Annotated in this window: 18 protein-coding genes; 9 read left to right on the top strand and 9 right to left on the bottom strand. The window is 74.4% G+C overall.

Annotated elements, in window-relative coordinates; all coding sequences use genetic code 11:
- Window positions 1-101 precede the first annotated feature (101 nt).
- On the top strand, window positions 102-1460 hold the full coding sequence (gene pafA, locus GA0070558_RS16390) for a Pup--protein ligase (protein ID WP_043968825.1): 1359 nt from the start codon (window positions 102-104) through the stop codon (window positions 1458-1460).
- Between the two features lie 68 nt (window positions 1461-1528).
- A complete protein-coding gene (locus GA0070558_RS16385; RefSeq protein WP_077939991.1) occupies window positions 1529-1717 on the top strand; it encodes a hypothetical protein in 189 nt (62 codons plus the stop codon).
- A 108-nt stretch (window positions 1718-1825) separates the two neighbouring features.
- Here the strand turns inward: GA0070558_RS16385 and GA0070558_RS16380 are convergent, their stop codons facing one another.
- Window positions 1826-2911 carry a DUF3866 family protein gene (locus GA0070558_RS16380; protein ID WP_091280683.1) on the bottom strand — a complete coding sequence of 362 codons (1086 nt, stop codon included), beginning with the start codon at window positions 2909-2911 and terminating at the stop codon, window positions 1826-1828.
- Between the two features lie 45 nt (window positions 2912-2956).
- Entirely contained in the window at window positions 2957-3934 is a 978-nt protein-coding gene (locus tag GA0070558_RS16375; RefSeq protein ID WP_091280679.1) for a cation diffusion facilitator family transporter, read from the bottom strand.
- A gap of 134 nt (window positions 3935-4068) precedes the next feature.
- Here GA0070558_RS16375 and GA0070558_RS16370 point away from each other — a divergent pair, with 134 nt between their 5' ends.
- The 5 genes from GA0070558_RS16370 (at window position 4069) to tatC (ending at window position 7894) form a co-directional block, all read left to right on the top strand.
- Entirely contained in the window at window positions 4069-5067 is a 999-nt protein-coding gene (locus tag GA0070558_RS16370) for a helix-turn-helix transcriptional regulator (protein WP_043968830.1), read from the top strand.
- Window positions 5064-6113 carry a helix-turn-helix transcriptional regulator gene (locus GA0070558_RS16365; RefSeq protein ID WP_091280675.1) on the top strand — a complete coding sequence of 350 codons (1050 nt, stop codon included), beginning with the start codon at window positions 5064-5066 and terminating at the stop codon, window positions 6111-6113. Before GA0070558_RS16370 ends, GA0070558_RS16365 begins: the two co-directional genes overlap by 4 nt.
- Window positions 6114-6123: 10 nt before the next feature.
- Window positions 6124-6372, top strand: coding sequence for a hypothetical protein (locus tag GA0070558_RS16360; protein WP_077940027.1), 249 nt, complete (start codon window positions 6124-6126; stop codon window positions 6370-6372).
- A 220-nt stretch (window positions 6373-6592) separates the two neighbouring features.
- Window positions 6593-6922, top strand: coding sequence for a Sec-independent protein translocase subunit TatA (gene tatA / locus GA0070558_RS16355; RefSeq protein WP_091280671.1), 330 nt, complete (start codon window positions 6593-6595; stop codon window positions 6920-6922).
- A gap of 18 nt (window positions 6923-6940) precedes the next feature.
- Window positions 6941-7894: a twin-arginine translocase subunit TatC gene (gene tatC / locus GA0070558_RS16350; protein ID WP_091280668.1), complete on the top strand. Its 954-nt coding sequence runs from the start codon at window positions 6941-6943 to the stop codon at window positions 7892-7894.
- 101 nt (window positions 7895-7995) lie between these two features.
- Here tatC and GA0070558_RS16345 read toward each other — a convergent pair whose 3' ends face one another.
- From GA0070558_RS16345 to GA0070558_RS16335, 3 genes are all read right to left on the bottom strand, one after another.
- Window positions 7996-8610 carry a Rieske (2Fe-2S) protein gene (locus GA0070558_RS16345; protein WP_256091975.1) on the bottom strand — a complete coding sequence of 205 codons (615 nt, stop codon included), beginning with the start codon at window positions 8608-8610 and terminating at the stop codon, window positions 7996-7998.
- Window positions 8607-9119 (bottom strand): DUF6529 family protein, encoded by a 513-nt coding sequence (locus GA0070558_RS16340; protein ID WP_256091978.1) that lies wholly within the window; start codon window positions 9117-9119, stop codon window positions 8607-8609. The genes GA0070558_RS16345 and GA0070558_RS16340 overlap by 4 nt, the downstream gene beginning before the upstream one ends.
- 536 nt (window positions 9120-9655) lie before the next feature.
- Window positions 9656-10384 carry a hypothetical protein gene (locus tag GA0070558_RS16335; protein WP_077939996.1) on the bottom strand — a complete coding sequence of 243 codons (729 nt, stop codon included), beginning with the start codon at window positions 10382-10384 and terminating at the stop codon, window positions 9656-9658.
- Window positions 10385-10538: 154 nt separating this feature from the next.
- Between GA0070558_RS16335 and GA0070558_RS16330 the strand changes: the two genes are divergently transcribed.
- Window positions 10539-11480: a diacylglycerol kinase family protein gene (locus GA0070558_RS16330; protein WP_091280662.1), complete on the top strand. Its 942-nt coding sequence runs from the start codon at window positions 10539-10541 to the stop codon at window positions 11478-11480.
- Between the two features lie 33 nt (window positions 11481-11513).
- Here the strand turns inward: GA0070558_RS16330 and GA0070558_RS16325 are convergent, their stop codons facing one another.
- Both GA0070558_RS16325 and GA0070558_RS33850 read right to left on the bottom strand, forming a co-directional pair.
- Window positions 11514-12491 carry a DUF2804 domain-containing protein gene (locus GA0070558_RS16325; RefSeq protein ID WP_091280658.1) on the bottom strand — a complete coding sequence of 326 codons (978 nt, stop codon included), beginning with the start codon at window positions 12489-12491 and terminating at the stop codon, window positions 11514-11516.
- Between the two features lie 68 nt (window positions 12492-12559).
- The gene (locus tag GA0070558_RS33850) at window positions 12560-14236 is read right to left on the bottom strand and encodes a pectinesterase family protein (protein ID WP_091280654.1); all 1677 of its coding nucleotides are present in this window, start codon (window positions 14234-14236) and stop codon (window positions 12560-12562) included.
- 198 nt (window positions 14237-14434) lie between these two features.
- Here GA0070558_RS33850 and GA0070558_RS16315 point away from each other — a divergent pair, with 198 nt between their 5' ends.
- The gene (locus GA0070558_RS16315; RefSeq protein ID WP_077939999.1) at window positions 14435-14989 is read left to right on the top strand and encodes a dihydrofolate reductase family protein; all 555 of its coding nucleotides are present in this window, start codon (window positions 14435-14437) and stop codon (window positions 14987-14989) included.
- On the opposite strand, the gene GA0070558_RS16310 is transcribed toward GA0070558_RS16315, so the two are convergent.
- Both GA0070558_RS16310 and GA0070558_RS16305 read right to left on the bottom strand, forming a co-directional pair.
- Window positions 14955-18038, bottom strand: a complete 3084-nt coding sequence (locus GA0070558_RS16310; protein ID WP_091280807.1) for an AfsR/SARP family transcriptional regulator — start codon at window positions 18036-18038, stop codon at window positions 14955-14957. The genes GA0070558_RS16315 and GA0070558_RS16310 overlap by 35 nt on opposite strands.
- Window positions 18039-18200: 162 nt before the next feature.
- On the bottom strand, window positions 18201-20534 hold the full coding sequence (locus tag GA0070558_RS16305; protein ID WP_091280650.1) for a beta-L-arabinofuranosidase domain-containing protein: 2334 nt from the start codon (window positions 20532-20534) through the stop codon (window positions 18201-18203).
- Between the last annotated feature and the right edge of the window lie 270 nt (window positions 20535-20804).

The raw sequence follows: 20804 nt of genomic DNA, 5'->3' as shown, positions 1-20804 counted from the left end.
AACAGTGATCACCTGGCCGGCCACCCAGATGGGTGGCCGGTCGCGTGTGTCCGGGTGGTCAGCCCTGCCCATTCGGGGCCGGAGAGGACTAATGTCAACTCATGGAGCGGCGAATCTTCGGCCTTGAGACCGAGTACGGCGTCACCTGCACCTACCGTGGGCAGCGGCGGCTGTCCCCCGACGAGGTCGCGCGGTACCTGTTCCGCCGGGTGGTGTCGTGGGGCCGGTCGAGCAACGTGTTCCTGCGCAACGGCGCCCGGCTCTATCTGGACGTGGGTTCCCACCCGGAATATGCGACGCCGGAGTGCGACTCGGTGGTGGACCTGGTGGCCCACGACCGGGCGGGGGAGCGGATCCTGGAGGGGCTGCTCATCGACGCGGAGAAGCGGCTGCACGACGAGGGCATCGCGGGTGAGATCTACCTGTTCAAGAACAACACCGACTCGGCGGGGAACTCGTACGGCTGTCACGAGAACTACCTGGTCTCCCGGCACGGCGAGTTCGGCCGGCTGGCGGACGTGCTGATTCCGTTCCTGGTGACGCGGCAGTTGATCTGTGGGGCGGGCAAGGTGTTGCAGACGCCCCGGGGTGCGGTCTACTGCCTGTCGCAGCGGGCGGAGCACATCTGGGAGGGGGTGTCGTCGGCGACGACCCGGAGCCGGCCGATCATCAACACCCGCGACGAGCCGCACGCGGACGCGGAGCGGTACCGGCGGCTGCACGTCATCGTGGGTGACTCGAACATGAACGAGGTCACCACGCTGCTGAAGGTCGGTTCCGCGGACATCGTGCTGCGGATGATCGAGGCGGGGGTGGTGATGCGGGACCTGTCGCTGGAGAACCCGATCCGGGCGATCCGCGAGGTGTCGCACGACATCACCGGCCGGCGGAAGGTGCGGCTTGCCTCCGGCAAGGAGGTCAGCGCGCTGGAGATCCAGCAGGAATACCTGGCGAAGGCGACGGAGTTCGTGGAGCGCCGGGGCGGGGACCAGACGGCCAAGCGGGTGGTGGAGCTGTGGGGCCGGGTGCTGCGGGCGGTGGAGACCGGTGACCTGGAGCCGGTGTCGCGGGAGATCGACTGGGTGTCGAAGCTGCGGCTGATCGAGCGGTACCAGCGCAAGCACGACCTGCCGTTGTCGCATCCCCGGGTGGCGCAGATGGACCTGGCGTATCACGACCTGCGGCGTGGGCGGGGCCTGTACGGGCTGTTGGAGCGGCGCGGGGAGGTGGACCGGGTGGCGACGGATCCGGAGATCTTCGAGGCGAAGGAGACGCCGCCGCAGACGACGCGGGCGCGGCTGCGGGGGGAGTTCATCCGGCACGCGCAGGAGAAGCGGCGTGACTTCACGGTCGACTGGGTGCACCTGAAGCTCAACGACCAGGCGCAGCGCACCGTGCTGTGCAAGGACCCGTTCCGGGCGTACGACGAGCGGGTGGAGCGGTTGATCGCGAGCATGTGATCCGGTGGGCCCCCTCGTGCGGCGCTGGTCGCGGCGGGAGGGGGCCGTCCGGGTAGGCTGGCGCTGCCATGATGTCTGAACCTCCGGGGCGCGAGCGCGGCGCCGAGAAGTTGAACTGGATCGACCGCCGCCGGGAGAAGATCCGCGCGGAGGTGGAGCGGAACCGGCGCGGCGAGTACACGGTGCCGACGTGGGTGTTGGCCGCGGCGTTGGTGGTGATCGTCGGCGGCTGGCTGGCGTTGATCTTCCTGGCCTGAGGTCTCCCGCGCCGCCTGGGCACAGCCGCACAGCCCGGCCGTAGCCGCGCCCGGCCGCCGCGCTGCCCGGCCGCCGCGCCGCCCGGCCGTAGCCGGGAAGACGGCGAATCAGCGGGCGAGGGCGGCGGCGTGCCGGCCGGCGGCTGCGGCGGCGAGGAAGTAGGCGTGGTCGGCGTCGAGGCTGCGGCCCATGGTGGACAGGGGCACGGGGCTGGCGCGCAGCGCGGCGTCGAGCCCGTCGGTGGGGACCCGGACGATGCGGTGCCGCCCGGCGAGGGGGGCGAGCGCGGCGTCGATGTCGTCGGCCAGGGCGGCGGGCAGGTCGTCGGGCACGACGAGGTCGGCGGGGGCGAGCGCGACCCGGCCGTACGCGGTGAGGCTGTGGTGGGACACGCCACGGTGCCGGGGGCGGGGGTCGGCGTCCGAGATGCGCAGGGAGCCGACGGGTTTCCCGCCGAGGGCGGCGACGGCGTTGACGGCCTCGCCGACGGCCACGCCGGAGTAGCCCCAGCGGGTGCCGGTGCCGAGGTTGCCGGGGCCCTGGGCGCAGATGACCACGTCGGCGGCGAGCACGTGCCGGGCGGCGAGCAGGCCGCTGTGCACGGTGGTGGCCTCCAGGTCGCCGCCGAACGCCTGCCCGACGCTGACGGTGCCGGCGAGCCGGCCGCGTAGCCCGTCGAGGGCGCGGGAGAACCAGGCGGGCAGCGCGCCGCCGTCGGTGAGCAGGTAGGCGACGCAGGCGTCGGGGGCGTCGGCGTGGATGCCGGCGAGGATGGCGGGCAGGGCGGAGTGCAGGTCGGCGGTGACGACGGGCAGGCCGGCGACGTCCTCGGCGGTGGCGAGCACCTCGCGGTGGGGGCTGGCCTCCTCGTCGACGCCGAGCAGGATGGGTTGCAGGGGCGTGTAGCGGGCCTTGACGAGGTGCCCGGCGTCGCGGGTGTCGCCGGCCTGCGGCGGGTCGGGCGGCAGCCGGTCGGGCAGGGCCACGACGAGCGCGTACCCGCCGGTGCCGAGGCCCATGAGCAGCGCCCCGGCGTTGAGGAGCACCCGGTCGCCGGGCGCGGGGCGGCCGACGAGGTGCGGGTAGGCCAGGGCCCGCATGGTGGTGCCGTCGGCGAGTGTGACGTCCAGTTCGATCGCGCCGGTCCACTCCCGCCGCAGCGCCGTCACGGTTCCCGCCCGCCATCGCACCATGCGGTGCACGCTAGCGGTTGCCGGGCGCGGGGCACGGCGGCGGGGTCAGCGTGGCGGCTCGTCCTGGATGTGCCGGGTGCGCCGGTTGCGGGTCTCGGGGCGCGACGGGGTGGGGTCGAGGAAGACGTACCCGATCTCGGGGTAGCGGGCGGTGAGGCGGCGCTCGGCCTCGTCGGCGGCGGCCTCGATGTCGGCGCCGGTGGCGTCGTCGCGGAAGTCGACCTTGGCGGCGACCAGCATGTCCTCGGGGCCGAGCTGCATGGTGAGCAGCGTGTCGATGCGTTCGACGGCGGGCAGCCCGTCGAGTTCCGCCGCGATCTCGTGGCGCAGCCGCTCGGGCACGGAGCGCCCGACGAGCAGCGAGATGTTGGCCTTGGCGAGGGTGATCGCGACGACGAGCAGCAGCAGGCCGATGGCGATGGAGGCGAGGCCGTCGTAGAGTTCGTCGCCGGTGAGGTGGGACAGGCCGAGGCCGACGGCGGCGAGCAGCAGGCCGATCAGGGCGGCGCTGTCCTCCAGGAAGACGGCCTTGACGGTGGTGTCGGCGGTGAGTCGCAGGAAGCGCCGCGGCGTGGTGTTCCAGCGGCGTGACTCGGCGCGGATCTGCCGGGTCGCCCGGGCCAGGGAGACCGACTCGACGGCGAAGGACACGGCCAGCACGACGTACGCGACGAGGTAGTTGCCGCTGTGTTTGTGCACGAGGATGGTGGTGACGCCGTGGGTGATGGCGAAGCCGGCCCCGGCGACGAAGGTGAACAGCGCGGCGAGGAACGCCCAGACGTAGCTCTCCTTGCCGTACCCGAAGGGGTGGCGGACGTCGGCGGGCCGTGCGCCGCGGCGCAGCGCGAGGTAGAGCAGCGCCTCGGTGGTGGTGTCGGCGACGGAGTGCGCGGCCTCGGAGAGCATCGCCGCGGAGCCGGAGATCAGCCCGGCGACGAGCTTGGCCACGGCGATGGCGAGGTTGGCCGCGCCGGCCACGACGACGGTGCCCACGCTCTCGGTCTTGACGTCCGCTTCGGGCATGGGGCCACCCTATGGCCGCCCGGCGGGGCCCGCAGCGGTGCCGTTGCGGTCACCCAGCGTGAGTGTTATGGCGTTGCCGCGACGCGCCCGGATTGGGTGCACGCCCGCGCGGCGCGGGCTGCTAGCGTGCACACGTGTCGCGGACCCGCACCGAACGCCTGGTCAACCTGGTGATCTGCCTGTTGTCGACGCGACGGTTCCTGACCGCCGCGCAGATCGCCGCGACCGTGCCCGGTTACGAGCACGATCCGGACGACGCGAAGGATCACGAAGCGTTCCAGCGCAAGTTCGAGCGGGACAAGGCCGAGCTGCGTGAGCTGGGGGTGCCGCTGGAGACGGGCACGGCGAGCGTCTTCGACTCGGAGCCGGGTTACCGCATCGCCCACCGGGAGTACGCGCTGCCGGACATCCCGCTGGAGCCGGACGAGGCCGCGGCGGTCGGCATCGCCGCCCGGTTGTGGCAGCACGCGGGGCTGGCGGCCGCCGCGTCGTCGGGGCTGGCGAAGCTGCGCGCCGCCGGGGTGGATGTGGACCCGCAGGCGACCCTGGGCCTGGAGCCGATGGTGACGGTCGATCCGGCGTTCGCGCCGTTGACGGCCGCCGCGCGGGACCGCCGCGAGGTGAGCTTCGACTACCGGGCGCCCGACCGTGACGACCCGACCCGCCGCCGCGTGCAGCCGTGGGGCGTGGTCTGCTGGCGGGGCCGGTGGTATGTGGTGGGGCACGACCTGGACCGGGCGGCGACCCGCTGTTTCCGGCTGTCGCGGGTGGTGGGCGCGGTCCGGGTGGCCGGCGCCCCGGGCGGCTTCGAGCCGCCGCCGGGGCTGGATCTGATCAGCCACGTGGCGCGCTGGTCGGGGCCGGTGGAGCGCACGGGCCGGGCGACGGTCCTGGTCCGTCCGGGCCGCGCGGCGGGGCTGCGTCGCTGGGCGGTCGACAGCGGTTCCGGGCCCGCGGGGGACCGGCTGGTCCTGCCGTACGCGGACGCGGAGTCCCTGGCCGCCAAGTTGGTGGGGTACGGCCCGGACGTGCGGGTGCTCGACCCGCCGGAGGTGCGCGAGGCGGTGATCCAGCGGCTCAAGGAGATCGCCGCCCGGCACGACGAGCTGACCGTGACCGGAGGTGCCCGATGACCCGCCCGGCGACCCGTCCGGCCGCCCGCCCGACCGGCCCGCGTGCCGGCGGCAACCGGGCGTCGGCCGACCGGCTGGCCCGGCTGCTCAACCTGGTGCCCTATCTGCTAGCCCGGCCGGGGATCGAGATCGCCGAGGCGGCCGGTGACCTGGGGGTGACCGAGCGGCAGCTGCGGGAGGACCTGGAGCTGCTGTGGGTGTGCGGGCTGCCCGGTTACGGCCCGGGTGACCTGATCGACATGGCGTTCGACGGTGACCGGGTGACCATCACCTACGACGCGGGGATCGACCGGCCGCTGCGGTTGACCCCCGACGAGGCGCTGGCGCTGGTGGTGGCGTTGCGGATGCTCGCCGAGACGCCGGGGGTGGCCAACCGGGAGGCGGTGGAGCGGGCCCTCGCGAAGATCGAGAATGCGGCGGGTGACCTGGTCGGCGCCCCGGTGGAGGTGCGCCTGCAGGCGGACAGCCGGCGGGTGGAGCAGCTGCGGGCCGCCGTGGGGCGGGGCCGGGCGCTGCGGATCACCTACTACACGCCGGCCCGGGACGAGACGACCGAGCGGGTCATCGACCCGCTGCGGATGCTGATGGTGGGCGGCCGGGCGTACGTGGAGGCGTGGTGTCGCCGCGCGGAGGAGGTCCGGCTGTTCCGGGCCGACCGGATCGACGCGGTCGTCGAGCTGGACGAGCCGGCGGTGGTGCCGCCGCAGGCCCGGCCGCACGACCTCACCGAGGGGGTGTTCCGCCCGTCGCCGGACCTGCCGTTGATCACGTTGCGGATCGGTCGGGGCGAGCGGTGGATCACGGAATACTATCCGTGCGAGCGGGTCGAGCGCGGCGACGGCGACCAGTGGCTGGTGTCGCTGCGGGTGACCGACCTGGGCTGGGCCCGCCGGTTCGTGCTGGGCCTGGGCCCCGGGGTGGCCGTGGTCGCCCCGGCGGAGCTGGCCGATCAGGTCCGGGCGCAGGCGGTCGCGGCGCTGGAGGCGTACGCCAGCCCGGACGGCGCGCCGTCGGGTGACCCGGCGGGGTCCGCGTCGCCCCGGTAGGCTGGCCGCCGTGGTGAAGTGGATCGTGGTCGCGGTGGTGCTGTTCGCGTTCGTGGTGCTGGCGCTGGCCGTGCGGCCGGTGCTGGTCCGGCTGCCCCGGCTGCGGCGGGCGGCGATGGCGTTGCAGGGCCGCCAGGCGGAGGCGGAGGCGCTGCGGGTGTCGGCCGAGGCGCTGCAGGAGCGCGCGGAGGCGATGCAGGGGCAGGTGGAGCTCACCCAGCGCCGCCTGGCCGTGATCAAGGCGAAGCGCGGCCACTAGATCGACCCGGGCCGCTGCGCGTGCGCCCGGCGGCCGGCGCGGGGGCGGGTATCCGCAGGTGGGATCCGGGTCCGGGTGGTTGACGGGACGCGCGGAGTTGGTCAACACTTCACCAGCCGGTCGAAACCACCAGCGTCCGGCGGGTGGCAACGGCCCTCAACGGACGTACGATGGGCTCCGGTAACACCCCCACGACGACACAGAGCGACTGGAGCTTCCCATGGGTGCCCTCAAGCCGTGGCACATCGCCGTACTCGTGGTCGTGATGATCCTGCTCTTCGGCGCGAAGCGGCTTCCCGACGCGGCCCGCTCGCTGGGCCGTTCGCTGCGGATCATCAAGGCCGAGACGAAGAGCCTGCACGACGACGACCGCGATCTGGCCGAGAAGGCCGACGCCCAGGCCGGCTACCAGCCGCTGCCGCCGAACGCCGCGCAGCCCCAGCAGTCGTACGCGCAGCCGCAGCCGTTTACGCAGCAGCAGCCGTACGCCCCGCCGCAGGCTCCGCAGCAGCCGGTCATCGACCCGGTGCAGCGCGTCCGCGACCACTGACCGAGGGGCCCGACCACCGTGGCCTTCGCCCTTCGTAAACGCGGACCGAGCAAGTTCGAGCAGGCCGCCGACGGTTCCATGACGCTCATGGACCACATCCGTGAGCTGCGCTCCCGGTTGTTCCGGGCGTCGCTGGCGATCGTGGTCGGCCTGATCGGCGGTTTCCTGCTGGCCGATCCGGCGTTCCAGCTGTTGAAGCAGCCCTACTGCCGGCTGCCCGATGCCACCGACGCGCTCGGCGAGTGTCAGCAGTTCCTTCAGCTCTCCCCGGCGGACGGCTTCATCCTCAAGCTGAAGCTGGCGCTGTGGATCGGCCTGATCATCGGCGCGCCCGTCTGGCTCTACCAACTGTGGGCGTTCATCGCCCCCGGCCTGCACCGGCACGAGCGCAAGTGGGCGTACGTGTTCGTCTCCATCGCCGCGCCGCTGTTCGCGGGCGGCGCGCTGCTGGCGTTCCTGGTGGTGGACAAGGGCCTGGCGTTCCTGATGGAGTCGGGCGTCACGGGCCTGTCCACCCAACTTGAGGTCACCCGGTACATCTCCTTCGTCACCAACATGATCCTGCTGTTCGGGGTGGCGTTCGAGTTCCCGCTGATCCTGCTGATGCTCAACTTCACCGGGGTGGCCAGCGCGAAGCGGCTGCTCAGCTGGTGGCGTGCGGTGATCTTCATTTCGTTCGCCTTCGCCGCGATCGCCACGCCCGACCCGGGGCCGTTCGGCATGACCCTGCTGGCGGCGGCGCTGTGTCTGCTCTACTTCGTCGCCGTGGGTGTCGCGTTCCTCAACGACAAGCGGCGCGGGCGGGGCAAGGAGATCTACGCGGGGATCGCCGACGACGAGGTGTCGCCGTTGGAGCTCAATGACGACCGGGTGCCGCCCAGCCAGCGAATCGAGGCCTCGGACCCGATCGGGGCTCCGGAGCCGGTGGCCGCGCCGGCGCCGATCGACCGGCGCTACGACGACATGACCTGACGAGGCTGACGACGCGAAGGCCCGCCCCGGAAGTTCGGGGCGGGCCTTCGTCGTGCCGGGGGTGCGACCCGTCGGGCCGGCAGTGGCGTCGTGAGGCGCCGTCAGGCGAGCAGGACCTGGCCGTCGCGGACCGACACCGCGACCGGCGGCAGCGGCGAGCCGGCCGGCCCGCCGCGCACCGACCCGTCGGCGATGTCGAATCTGCTGTTGTGGCAGCCGCAGACGATGGTGCCGTCGGCGACGCGGGTGACGGTGCAGCCGGCGTGGGTGCAGGTGGCGGAGTACGCCTTGACGGTCTCCTGCGTCGGCCGGGTCAGCACCACGCCCCGGTCGGCGAGGATCCGACCGCCGCCGACGGGCAGGTCGGCCACGGCGGCCAGCGCCGCCGCCTGCCCACCGGCGGGGGGATCGGCGTCGGCGTCGGCCGGGTCGCCGCTGCCGGCGGGCTCGGCCACCGGGTCCCCGCTGGCCGGCGCGTCGCCGCCGGGCGGGTCGGCCGCCACCGGGGCGGCGACGGGCTCCCCGTAGGTCTGGCAGCCGGTCAGCAGGGCGGTGACGCCCGCCGCGCCGGTGGCGCACAGGACGGCCCGGCGGGACGGGCACGGCCGGTACTCGTCGGTCATCGCGCTGCTCTCCTCGCTGCGTTCGGTGCCGACCGGCGGTCTGCTGGCGGTGCCGACGAACGACCCTCTGTCGGTGCCGGCGGGCGGCGTCACCGGGTGATCCCGAAGGTGGTGAAGTACCACAGCGACGAGGTCAGCCAGATCGCCGTGAGGGCGACGAAGACCGCCCCGCCGGTGACGGGCAGGACCCAGCCGGCCAGTCCCGGCTTCGGCAGGGCCAGCATCTTCGTGGTGAACATGCCGAAGAAGAAGCAGCCGAACAGGGAGTGCGCCAGGGTGCGCAGGTCGTAGGAGGCGAAGCCGAGGGCGTACAGGCAGTGCACGGCCACGGGCACGGCGAGCAGGAACGCCACCCGGCCGGACCAACGGTGGGCGACGCCCGCCCAGGACGGGCGGAAGCCGCCGAGCCGCCCCCACATCGCCAGCGCCGACAGCACCTGCACCACGGCGAGCGCCATCGCGCCGCTGCCCAGCCACACCTTGACCTGCATCGGCCCGGTGAAGCCGGCGACGTTGACGGCGATGCCGGTGGGCTGGTGCAGTTTGGCGTAGACGCCGGTGGCCACGGCGACCGCCGCGCCGGCGAGCACCGGCAGCAGCAGCGAGGCAGTGCGGGCCGGTTCGGTCTCGGCGGCGAGCCGCGCCGCGAACGCGGCGGGATCGGGCAGCACCCGCAGGCCCCGATCGTCGTCGCCGGGGTCCCGGCCGTCGCGGGACCGGTCGGCGTCCGGCCCACCGTCGCGGCCGGCGCGCCAGGTGTCGACCTCGGGCCGAACCTTCTTGCGGCTGGCGTCCCACCGGTCGCCACCGGGGCGGGCACCCGTCCCGGTGCCCCACACGTCGACCTCCGGCCCGGTGTCCGGGCCGGCGTCCCACGCCCCGGCGCGGGGGGCGTCGTCGCGGCCCGGCCTGCCGGCGCGGGGCGCGTCGCCGGCGTCGCCGATCCACCCGCCGGCCCGTGGGCCGTCGTCGTTCCCGCCGTCCCAGGCGCCGTCCCGGGGCGCGCTGTCCGCGTCGCCGCCCCACACGTCGACCTCGGGCGGGGTGTCCCAGTCGACGCGGGGCGCGGCCTTCGTGCCGCTGTCCCAGGCGTCGCCGGCCGGGGCGACGTCCGTGCCGGCGCGCCAGTCGCCGCTGGTCACCGGCCGGGCTCCGGCGCGGGGATCACCGGCCGGGCGGTGACGGTCAGCCCCTCGACGATCGTGGTGCCGAACGCGGGGTCCAGCGGCGGCGCCGGGATCGGCCGGCCGTTCCAGGTGAGCACGCCGATCTGGGTGCCGTCGGGCCGCAGGATCCAGCCGCCGTCGACCCCGGCGTCCCGCAGCTGCGGGGTCGCCCGGTAGACCACGGGGGCGGTTCCCGCCGTGGCCTTCGCGGTGAACGTGGTCGTGTCGCCGCCGATGGTCAGCTTGCCGGTCGCCTCGGAGCCGTCGAACGTCCCGGTGAGCGTGGCGTCCTTGCCGTCGAGGGCGAGCTTGCCGTCGGTGGCCGTGCCGCGCAGCCACAGCTCCATGTCCTTGCCGTCGCAGACGTACGCCTCGGCGGCGCCGTCGCGGGAGGTGATGGCGATGGTGGCGCCGTTGTTCAGGCGGCCGGTCCAGCTCGCGTCCACCTTCTGTTCGGGCGTCCCGGCGGCCGGGACGTCCGTCGCGCCGGGGGCCGCCGCCGGGGGCGCCGAGGCACCCGGGGACAGCTCGGGCGGTTGGCTCCCGGACGGCGCCGGCGGCGCGTCGGCGGCGCTGGCCGGGGGCGCGGCGTCCACCTTCGGCGGTGCGGCCGTCGGTGCCGCCTGCGCGCTCATCGCGAACAGCACGGCCGCCATTCCGGCTCCGGTCACCAGCGTCAGCAGCGGGGTCATGCGCTTCATGGGGCAGCTCCCTTCACCGGAACGTACGGGGTTGGCCCGCCGGTCGTTCAACGCGGCGGCAGATTGCTTCGGCGACGATTCCCGCCGGCCCGACGCGAGGGCCGCTCCGGGCGGGCCGGCAGGCCGGTGCCGGGGCGGGCGAGCGGGCGGTACGGTGCTCGCCGTGACCGCAGCCGACCACCCCGCCCCCGGGCCGCGTCCCGACGGTCCCGTCGCCGTGCTCGCCAACCCCACGGCCGGGCGCGGGCGGCACCGGGGCCTGCTGCCGCGCCTGCTGGACCGGCTGGCGACGGCCGGCCGTCCGGTGCGGCTGCTGGAGGCGGGCACGGGCGCGCAGGCCGAGGCGGCGTGCCGGGCCGCCGTCGCCGCCGGGGCCGCCGCCCTGGTCACCGTCGGCGGCGACGGCACGGTGCACCGGGGCCTGCAGGCGGTGGCCGGCACGGGGGTGCCGTTCGCTGCGGTGCCGGCCGGCACCGGCAACGACTTCGCCGCCGACACCGGCTTCCCCGCCGATCCGCTCGCCGCCGTCGAGACCGTCGCCGCCGCGCTGCGCGAGGGCCGGACCCGGCCGGTGGACCTGGCCCGGCTGACCGGCCCCGGCGGCGACACCCGGTGGTACGGGGCGGTGCTCGCCGCCGGCTTCGACGCGATCGTCAACGAGCGGGCCAACCGGATGCGCCGCCCGCGCGGCCCCCGCCGCTACGACCTGGCGATCCTGGTGGAGCTGGCCCGGCTGCGCCCGCGCCGCTACACCCTGCGGCTCGACGGCGAGCCGTTGGAGTGCGACGCGGTGCTGGTGGCGGTCGGCAACTGCGCCAGCTACGGCGGCGGCATGCGGATCTGCCCCGACGCGGACCCGACGGACGGCCTGCTGGACGTGGTGGTCGGCGGCCGGTTCGACCGGCGCACCCTGATCCGGGTGAAGCCGCGCATCTACCGGGGCACCCACGTGCGGCACCCGCTGGTGAGCAGCCACCGGGCCCGCACGGTGGAGCTGGCCGCCGAGGGGATCACCACGTACGCCGACGGGGAGCGGTGCCTCGACCTGCCGGTGACGGTGACCGCCGTGCCGGGCGCGGTGCGCCTGCTGCGCTGAACGGGACGTGGGCGCGGTGCGGGGCAGGCGCGGCTACCAGCGGTTGCGGGCCTCCTCGGCCCAGCCGACGAGCCCGTCGAGGTCGACCCGCTCGCCGTCGTCGGTGGCCGCCCAGCCGGTGAAGTGCCCGAAGCACTGGTGCGTCTCGTTGGCCACCACGCCGAGGTTGGTGCGGGCGGCCCGCTCGTGGAACGGGTGCAGCGTCACGTCCACCCGGTCGCCGGTGATGCGCCACGGGCGTAGCCAGTCGGACCGGTCGTACGTCCAGCGCAGCTCGTCGCCGATCTTGTGGAGCCGGCCGGCGACGAACAGCCCGTTCTCGGTGCTGCCGGTGCCGTCGGTCCACTTTCCGCCGAGCTGGATGGCCCGGCCGGGTCCGCTGCCCGCCGCCCAGTTCCAGGCGATCGAGTACGGCCACCGGCCGCGGCCGTGGTCGAGCACGGCGAACGAGTCGTCGGCGGGGACGTCGTGCCACGTCCCGCCGACGCGCAGCCGGCCGTGCACGGGCCGCCCGACGTCCTTGACGGTGTACTGGAACCGTCGTTGGCCCCACGGCACGACGATCCCGAGCGACTCGTGGCCGGCGGGCAGCGGCATGGCCAGGTCGACCTCGACGTCGCCGGCGGTGGCGCGCAGGGTGGTCCCGTCGGGGCGCTGGTCGACGGTGACGGTCACCGGCCCGCGCGCGGTGACGGGGCCGACGCCGCTGCGTTCGGGCAGCGTCACCCCGCGGGCCAGCGGCACCACCGCCTCGGTGTTGACCTCCTCGCCGGTGGCCCGGTCGAGCACGTAGACGCTGTGCACGCCGGCGTAGTCCAGCGACGACACGACGACCCCGATCACGTGGGCGGGGGTGACGACGCCCCAGTACTCCCAGCGCTTGGTCCGCCCCCAGCCCCGCAGGTTCGCCCGGTGCAGGGGGCGGCGGGTCCAGCCGACCGCCGCCGGGTCGAGCCGGCCGTCGGGCAGGCAGAGGTCGACGGGGGCGGTGATCTCGCGTTCGTGCGTCATGGCGGGAGGTTACCCGCCGGTACGCGGGGGTGGTGCGTGGTCCCGCCGCCCCCGCGTACCGGGGCCGGTCAGTGGATCGGGTTCCAGCCGTCCGAGCCGGCCAGGTAGCGCTGCGCGGTGTAGGTGGGCGCCTGGGCGTCGGTGAGCTGCGGGCGGTCGGCGGTGACCGTCGCGCCGGGGCCGCTGTTGCGGTACTCGAAGAACCGGGCGTCGCGCCACGAGAACCCGGACATGTCGGTCCACGGGGAGTCCTTGACGTGTGCCCCGAGGACGCTGTCGCGGAACACGACCTGGCCGATCGCGTTGACGTCGCCGCTGGGGTGCCACGGCCGGCCGAGGTGCACGCTCTGGGCGGCGGCCGAGTCGGTGGTCAGGGTGCAGCCGACGAACAGGAAGCCGTACGGGTTGCTGATCATCGTGGACGGCGCGGTGACGTACCCGTTGTTGCTCGACGACCCGCGGTCGAGCGACCTGATCTCGCAGCGGTCGAAGACGCCGGTGCCCCGGCCGAAGATGAAGTCGACGTCGCCCTCGACGTAGCAGTTGCGGAAGTACGCGCGGCCGATGGTGCTGCTGTTGGCGCTGTTGTGGTAGAGGGTGTCCTGGTTGCCGAGGAACCGGACGTTGTCGAAGACCAGCCGGTCGGCGCGGGTGAGCACGGCGACGGCCTGCTCGGCGCTGTAGTCGTGCGCGGCCTCGTCGAAGCTGTTGGCGAAGGTCAGGTGCCGGGCGGTGAAGTCGCTGCCGTCGATGGTCACCGAGGCGCTGCCCGAGGTGCCGTAGGTGCCGCCGTCCGGCTTCGGGGTTCCCGAGGCGTTGTCGTAGGTGATGACCACGTCGCGGGCGTCGCCGGTGGAGCCGACGAGGGTGAGGTGGGGCTTGTCGGCGGGGATGGTGACCAGTTCCCGGTAGGTGCCGGGCCGGATGACGATGGTGCGTCCGATGGTGTTGCCGGCGGGCACGGCGTTCACCGCCGCCTGCACGCTGGTGTAGGTGCCGCTGCCGTCCTTGGCGACGACCACCGTGCCGGTGGCCGGCGGGGTGCCGGTGGGCGTCGGGGTCGGCGAGGCGGGGGGTGTGGTCGTCGGTGGCGTGCCGGTCGGTGGCGTGGTGGGGGTGGTGGTGCCGCTGGTGACCGTCACGTCGTCGTAGCGGGCGGTGGCGTAGCGGGTCTGCACGCCGATGCGGCCGGCGGCGATGCTGCCGGTGCCGGAGCCGACCTGGACGCCGTCGACCCACCCGCGCACGGTCGACCCGGCGGCCTCGATGCGCAGGGTGTACCAGGCGCCGGTGGCGACGGTCCGGGAGAGCGTGCCCAGGGTGGTCGCCGCGCCGCTGCGTACCGCCTCCAGCCGGACCTGGTTGCCGGGCAGCAGGGCCAGCCGGTAGTAGGTGGTCGAGCCGGAGGCCCGGGCGAGCAGGGCCACGGCCCCGTCGGCCGGCAGGGTCAGGGCCTTGACCCGGGCCTGGACGGCGTAGTCGGCCCAGGACGACGTGCCGGCGAACAGGCGCGCGTTGTCGGTGTCGGCCTTGGCCTGTTGCAGGGCGGGGCTGTCGTCGGCGACGACCGACCAGGTCCCGCCGGACTTCGACCAGCCGGCGGTGTCGCCGTCGGCGAAGTCGTCGCTGAACAGCGTGGCGGCGTACGCGGACTGGGCGCCGCCGAGCTGGGTCAGGCCGAGCAGGACGGTGGTGAGTGCTGCGGTGGCGACGGCGAGCAGGGACCGTCGGCGGCTTCTGCGCATGGTGGAGGAACCTCCGGGGGACGGGGTGGGGAGGTCGGCGGATGCCGTGCGTGAAAGCGCTTTCCTGGCGCACCGTAGCCCGGGTTCTCATGCCTGTCAATGAACGCGTCGCCCCCGCGCGCGGACCTGAAGCGAACCGTAAGCGGGATCCGGCAGGGTGTCGGTGTCACCACGAGCGCCACCGACACGGGAGCCCCGATGCGCAAGCTGATCAACTCGACCTACGTCACCCTCGACGGCGTGATCGAGAATCCCATGTGGACCATGCCGTACTTCGACGACGAGGCCAGCGCCTTCGCCGGGGCGCAGACCGACGCCGCCGACGCGGTGCTGATGGGCCGCGTCACGTACGACGGCATGTCCGTCGCCTGGCCGGCCCAGGACGAGAGCGACCCGACCACCGGCGCCGCCTACTTCAACAACGTCCGCAAGTATGTCGCCTCGACCACGCTGACCGACCCCACCTGGAACAACACCCGGGTGCTCCGGGGCGACCTGGTGGCGGAGGTCCGCAAGCTCAAGGCCCAGGAGGGCAGGGACATCATCCAGTACGGCTTCGGCTCGGTCACCGCGCAACTGGTCAGGGCGGGCCTGGTGGACGAGGTGCGGTTCTGGATCCACCCCGTCCTCACCGGCGGCGCCAGCATGACGACGCCCCTGGCCGACTTCACGACGTCGTTCGAGCTGATCGACACCAGGGTCATGAAGAGCGGCGTGGTCATCGCCTCGTACCGGCCAGGGCCGGTCGGGTGACGGCCGCCCCGGCCCCGGCCCGGGCTCGGGCCTCGTCCGGGCCCAGCCGCCCGCCCTCGGCGAACAGCGCGTCGAAGCGCTCCCGCCCGAGCGTGGCGGCGAGGCGCCCGGCCACCCGGTCGGTCTCGGCGCGCTCCGTCGGCGCGGCCGGGGCCTGCGCGGCCAGCCGGGCAGCGGCGGCGGCCCCCAGCAGCGCGGCGGCGACCTCGGGCGGCCCCGCCGCCGACGCCATCCCCTCCAGGGCGGCGGCGGCGTCCCGGGGTGAACCCATCGCCCGCGCGGCGTCGAACGCCTCCAGGTGCAGGGCCAGCCCGGCGGCCCGGTCACCGCCCTGCTCGGCGGCGTAGCCCAGCTCGACGAGCACCATCGGCAGGTAGAGCGCGGGCCGCGCCTCGCGGCGACCCCGCTCGGCGACGCGCGTCAGGTGACCGGTGGCCACGCCCAGGTCGCCCGCCCGGCGGGCGGCGATGCCGAGGCTGGTCTCCGCGAAGACCAGCGCGGCCGGGGCGTCCTGCTCCGCCGCCAGCGCGTACGCGCGCCCGGCCAGCTCCCGGGCGCGCCCGTGGTCGCCGGTCTGCACCGCGAGCCACGCGAGCCAGGACAGCTTGCTGCCCACCTCCGGCCGCAGGGACAGCTCCTCGGCCCAGCGCAGCCCCTCCCGGTGCAGGGCGGCCGCGCGCTCGTGCTCGCCGCGCATCTCGGCCAGGCCGCCCACCCAGTCGGTGGCCTGCAACCGGCCCCACCGGTCGCCGATCGCGGCGAACAGCGCCGCGCTGCGGCCCCCGGCGCGTTCCAGCGCGGCGAGATCACCGGTGGCGTGCGCCAGCTTGGCCCGGGAGCAGAGCACCGCGGCCTCGACCCAGGGGTCGGCGCAGGCGACGGGCAGCAGCTCCGCCGCCAACGCCAGCTCGCTGCGGTCGATCAGCGCGTGCGCGACGAACCACGCCGCCCGGCCGTCGACCGCGCCGGCCAGCGCGGCGCGGACCTCGCCCGGCACGATCGGCTCGCCCCGCAACAGCGCGAAGCCGACCCGCCACGGCGCGGCGCGGGCCTCCTCCGCCGGCTCGCCGCGCGCCGCCAGCGCCCGCCCCGCCTCGGTCAGCCTGCCCCGCAGGAACCAGTACCAGCTCAGGGCCGTGGCCAGGCGCAGCCCGCCGCCGTGCGTCAGCGCCCCCGCCAGGTTGCCGGCCTCGGCGTCGAGCCGGAACAGCCACCGCCGCTGGTCGGCGCCGCGCAGTTGCGGGTCCGCGCGCTCGGCCAACTCCGTGTAGTACGCCGCATGCCGCGCCCGGACGTCGTCGGCGTCCGTGAGCCGCTCGGCGCAGAACGCGGCGACGGACTCGAGCAGCCGGTAGCGCGGGCCGTCGGGCGTCTCGTCCAGCACCACCAGCGAGCGGTCCACCAGCCGGGTCAGCGTGTCGACGTCGGCCCCGCACACCCGTTCGGCCGCCTCCGCCGGGCAGCCGTCGCGGAACACGACGAGCCGGGCCAGCACGCGCCGGTCGGCCTCGGCCAGCAGGTCCCAGCTCCAGCCGATCACCGCCGCCAGCGTGCGCTGCCGCGCCGGCACGTCGCGCTGCTGCGTGGTGAGCAGCCGGAACCGGTCGTCGAGGCGGTCCACGACGCCCCACAGGCCGAGCGCGCGCACCCGGGTCGCGGCCAGTTCGAGGGCCAACGGCAGGCCGTCCAGCCGACGACAGAGCTGAGCCACGGCCGGTGCGGTCCGCTCGTCGAGGCGGAATCCGCGCTGCCGCGCGGCGGCCCGGACGGCGAACAGCCGGGCCGCCGCCGAGCGCCGGACCGCGTCGACGTCGCCGTCGTCCTCGGGCAGGGCCAGCGGCGGCACCTCCCACAGCAGCTCGCCGGTCAGGCCGAGGGGTTCCCTGCTGGTGGCCAGCACCGTGACCGCGGGCGCGTCTCGCAGCAGCCGGGCCACCAGCGTGGCGACCGCGTCGACCACGTGCTCACAGTTGTCGAGCACGAGCAGCACCCGCCGGTGCCGCAGCGCGGCGCAGAGCCGGTCGGCGGCCGGGATGGCGGCGCCCGGCGGCTCCCGCAGGCCCAGCGCGTCGAGCACCCGGTCGGCGACGCGCGGGTCACCGGCCGGCAGCGGGGCCAGCTCGACCAGGCAGCCGCCGTCGGGCCCGGCCGGCTCGCGGGCCACCTCGGTGGCCAGCCGGGTCTTACCGACGCCACCCGGCCCGACCAGCGTGACCAGGCGCCGCCCCGGCAGCACGGCGCGCAGCTCCGCCAGGGCCCCGGCCCGCCCGACCAGCTCGTCGAGCCGAGCCGGCAGGCTGTGGCGCACGATCGCGGCGCGCGGCGGCGCGCTCAGCCCGGAATCCTGGGCGAGGATCCGGCGGTGCAGGGCGACCAGCTCCGGCCCCGGGTCGAGCCCCAGCTCCGTGGCGAGCCGGTCGCGCAGGTCGGCGTAGCTGTCCAGGGCTTCGGACTGCCGGCCCGCCGCGTACAACGCGCGCAGCTGCAACGCCCGCAGGCCCTCCCGCAGCGGATGCCGGGTCACCAGCTCCGCGAGGTCGGCGGCGACGAGGTCGTGCTCGCCCCGGGCCAGGCGGGCGGCGGCGAGCCGCTCGTGCACGGCGAGGCGCTGCTCGGCCAGCCGGGTCACCTCGGCGTGGACGAACCCGGCGTCGGCCACGTCGGCGTACGCGTCGCCGCGCCACAGCGCGAGCGCGGCGGCCAGCCGTTCGACGTCGGTCGACGCGGCCAGCTCGGCGAACCGGTCGGCGTCCACCGCCCGGGTGCGCAGCAGGTAGCCGGGCGGGCGGGACTCGACCAGGCCGCGGGCGCCCGGCTCGGCGTCGTCGAGCGCCCGGCGCAACTGGGACACCCGCACCTGCAGCGCGCCGCCCGGGTTGGCCGGCGCGTGCGAGCCCCAGACGTCGTCGATCAGGCGGTCCGCCGACACCACCCGGTTGCGGTTGGTCAGCAGGACGGCCAGCAGCACCCGGACCTTCGCGCCGGGCACCAGGACCGGCTCGCCGGCGTCGGTGGTGACGGCGAGCGGCCCGAGCACCCCGAACTGCACGGCGGCCATCGTAGTGGCGCAGGCCGACAGGAAGCGGACCGTCGGCGCCGGGGCGCACCGTCGGGCCGGAGAGGTCCGACCAGCCCGCACCGCGCGTGGGGGAGCGGGCCACGCCGGCGACGACGCCACCGGCGCGACCCGCTCACGATCTGCGGGCGGGACCTAGCCGTTGGCGACGAGCCGCCAGCGGTTGTCGGCGCTGCCGTTGTCGGAATCCTGTACGGCCTGTGCCCCCTGGGCCGTGGAGCCATTGAGGATGCCGAGCAGCTTGCCGCTGTTGACGTTGCGGATCTTGTAGGTGCCGTCGCCCTGGCTCAGCAGGGTCCAGAGGTGGTCGGCGGTGCCGTTGTCGGCCCACTGCAGGACGCGGGCGTTGTCGGCGGTGGACATGTTCTCGACGCCGAGGACCTTGCCGCTGTTGACGTTGCGGAACTTGACGTTGCCGCCCTCGGTCACGACGACCCAGTTGTGGTCGGCGGTGCCGGTGTCGCCCCACTGGAGGGCGAGCCCGCCGTCGGCGGTGGACATGTTCTGGATGCCGAGCACCAGGCCGCTGCCGACGTTGACCAGCTTGTGGGTGGTGGTGCCGGTGCCGCCGCTGACGCTCCAGTAGACGGTGTAGTTGTAGCCGTGCGCGTCCTGGAACGGCGCGAGGTTGACCGTGGCGCCGTTGGCGGTCGCGGTGAACGCGAGCGAGCTGGTGCTCGTCCGGGTGACCGACGTGGCGTTGAGCGAGGGCAGGGCGTTCAGGGTGGTGTTGCCGTAGTTGCCGGCCAGCACCATCGGGCCGTAGGTGACGGCGGCCACCGCGGCGTTGTCGTTGGCGGGCGAGAGCACGACCCGCATCGGCAGCCGTACGGTGACGGTGTCGCCCGCGGCCCAGGTGCGGGTGACCGTGGCGTAGCTGCCGGGCGTGGTGTCCACGCTCTGCGTCGCGCCGTTGACGGCGATCGTCGCGCCGGTGGCCCACGCCGGGATGCGCACCCGGATGCTCCACGAGCCGCTCATGGTGCCGGAAAGGCTCAGGGTGGTGGTGTCGCCGACCGGGTAGGTGGTGCTCTGGGTGACCGTGATGCCGCGCTGGGACCAGTTCAGCGTCGACGGCGCGAACAGGTTCACGGTGAGCGTGGTGCCGTTGTAGAAGTAGATCGAGTCCATCAGCCTGGTGTTGACCTCCAGGCCGGTGCCCTGGCAGCACCAGAACGAGTTGTAGTCGGTGCTCCAGGTGCCGCCGCCCCACGCCGGGCCCACGCCCCGCCGGCCACCGGGCTTGAGCGGGGTGAAGTAGGTGACGTGGCCGTGGCCGTCGGCCGGGTTCTGGGCGCCGATGACGTGGTTGGCCAACGCGCGCTCGAAGAAGTCGAAGTACGCCGCCCGGTTGGGGTCGATCAGCCACAGCTCCCGGGTCAGCTTCAGCATGTTGACCGTGTTGCAGTGCTCGCACGTGTCGTTGGTGAGATAGCCGGAGATCGCGTTGGGCGGGCGGAAGTGCTCCGCCTGGCTGTTGCCGCCGATGACGTACGTGTGCGCGTTGACGGTCATGTTCCACGCGTTGCTGGCGATGTCGCGGTACCGCGTGGTGCCGGTCGCCTTGAACTCGCGCGCCGCGCCGATCCACTTGGGCACCTGCGTGTTGGCGTGCAGCCCGTTGAGCTGGTCGGAGTTGCTGGCGAGCGGGTTGAACACGGCGGCGTGGTCGAACCGCTGGGCGACGGTGAGCCAGCGGCCGTCGCCGGTGTGCTGGTAGAGATCGGCCAGCGCCTCGTTCATGCCGCCGAACTCGGTGCCCAGCATGTTCTGCATCTGGCTGGAGCTCAGCCGGGACGTGCGGGTGTCGACCCAGCCGGCCAGGGCCAGCAGAACGGTGCGGGCCTGGGTGTTGCCGATGTAGCGCCAGACGTCCAGCAGGCCGATGAGGGTCTTGTGGATGCAGTAGTAGGGCACGTTGCCGTTGGACAGCGTGCGCGCCTCCAGCGCCGCGAAGTCCGACTCGGGGAAGCCGGACAGGTAGCCCGCGGTGAACCCGGCCGCGCCGTTGTTCGCCTGGCACTTGGCCAGCTCGGCGACCATGTAGTTCGCCTTGTCCCGGCAGGTGGTGTCGCCGAGGACCGCGTACGCCTGGGCCCAGGCGGTCAGGAAGTGCCCCTGCATGTGCGTGCGGAACGGGAACGACGGAGCGTCCCAGCCGCCGTTGGACGCGGCGCCGTTGGTGGACAGCCGGTGGTTGGCGCGGAAGTTGTAGAGCAGCCGGTCGACGTCGACGAACCGCAGGTAGCTCAGCGTCCGGTTCTGGTTGTCCAGCCAGCGGCCGGCGGTCAGCCGCACCTGGCCCAGCTCGAACGGGTACGCCGAGACGCCGGTGTCCGGTCGGGCCGGCGGCACCACCAGCGCCGCGGCGGCCGGTTGCGCGCCGGCGAGCGTGGTGCCGGCCGCGGAGGCGACGGCGGTCGCGCCGGCGGCCTGCAACAGCCGTCGTCGGTTGATGGACAGGGACATCGGACCTCCAAGGGGTGCCGGGCCAGGGACGGGGAACTGCGGCCCGAGGACAGGTCGTCGAGCCCGGCACGCCGCCGGGCCCGACCGGAACAGCTCGCGTTAACGTTCACATGTGACGCAGACATATTACGTTCGACGCCTGGATTGATTCAAGGTGATGACTATATCGAGGTTCTTACGGCCACGATGTGGGCGCGTTTGCGCGGGTAGACGGCCACCGCGCGCGGCTGTGAGGGCTGATGCTGCCGACGCGGGCCAGGCCGCTGGGGG

The sequence above is a fragment of the Micromonospora haikouensis genome (assembly GCF_900091595.1).
Lineage (GTDB): Bacteria > Actinomycetota > Actinomycetes > Mycobacteriales > Micromonosporaceae > Micromonospora > Micromonospora haikouensis.
Note: the sequence above shows the minus strand (reverse complement) of the source record. Positions and strands in the feature narration are given on the sequence as shown.